This window comes from Eikenella sp. HMSC061C02 (assembly GCF_001809035.1).
Classification (GTDB): Bacteria; Pseudomonadota; Gammaproteobacteria; order Burkholderiales; family Neisseriaceae; genus Eikenella; species Eikenella corrodens.
Map to the genome: position 1 here is coordinate 1 of NZ_KV795546.1, position 1,186 is coordinate 1,186.

General features: G+C 53.2%; 1 protein-coding gene. It reads right to left on the reverse strand.

Annotated features, from left to right (window positions below):
• A complete protein-coding gene (tuf, locus tag HMPREF2541_RS05735) occupies positions 1-1,185 on the reverse strand; it encodes an elongation factor Tu (RefSeq protein ID WP_070542201.1) in 1,185 nt (394 codons plus the stop codon).
• Position 1,186 lies beyond the last annotated feature (1 nt).

Here is a 1,186-nt window from a genome sequence, read left to right on the forward strand (position 1 = left end):
TTAAGCGATCACGGAAGCCACCACACCGGCACCTACCGTACGGCCACCTTCGCGAATCGCAAAGCGCAAGCCTTCTTCCATAGCGATCGGAGCAATCAGTTCTACGGTGATGGTTACGTTCTCACCAGGCATAACCATTTCTACACCAGGCTCCAGCTCTACAGCACCGGTTACGTCGGTGGTACGGAAGTAGAATTGCGGACGGTAGTTGGCGAAGAATGGAGTGTGACGACCACCCTCTTCCTTGCTCAATACGTATACTTCGGCTTTAAATTTGGTGTGCGGAGTGATTGTACCGGGTTTGGCCAACACTTGACCACGTTCAACCTCTTCACGTTTGGTACCACGCAGCAGTACGCCAACGTTGTCACCGGCCTGACCTTCGTCCAGCAGTTTGCGGAACATTTCCACACCGGTACAGGTAGTTTTCTGAGTGGGTTTCAGACCAACGATTTCGATCTCTTCGCCTACTTTGATGATGCCGCGTTCTACACGACCGGTTACCACGGTACCGCGACCAGAGATGGAGAATACGTCTTCGATCGGCAGCAGGAAGGGTTTGTCTACGGCACGCTGCGGAGTAGGGATGTAGCTATCCAAAGCGGCAGCCAGTTCGAAGATTTTTTCTTTGTAGCCGGCATCGCCTTCGAGGGCTTTGAGGGCAGAACCTTGTACGATCGGGCAGTCGTCGCCGGGGAAGTCGTAGCTAGAGAGCAGGTCGCGGATTTCCATCTCAACCAACTCAAGCAATTCGGCATCGTCTACCATGTCGCATTTGTTCATGAATACGAGGATGTAGGGTACGCCTACCTGACGAGCCAACAGGATGTGTTCGCGAGTCTGCGGCATGGGGCCGTCAGCAGCGGATACCACCAGGATAGCGCCGTCCATCTGGGCAGCACCGGTAATCATGTTTTTTACGTAGTCGGCGTGACCGGGGCAGTCTACGTGAGCGTAGTGACGAGCCTCGGTTTCGTATTCTACGTGGGCGGTGTTAATGGTAATACCGCGGGCTTTTTCTTCCGGGGCATTGTCAATCTGGTCATAAGCTTTAGCTTGACCGCCGAATTTTTCAGCCAAAATAGTGGTCAATGCTGCTGTCAGCGTGGTCTTACCATGGTCAACGTGACCGATGGTGCCAACGTTTACGTGCGGTTTGCTACGTTCAAATTTTTCCTTAGCCATG

Excerpts from the sequence above, each read along its gene's own strand:
- tuf (WP_070542201.1), bottom strand. The coding sequence starts at position 1,185 with ATGGCTAAGGAAAAATTTGAACGTAGCAAACCGCACGTAAACGTTGGC.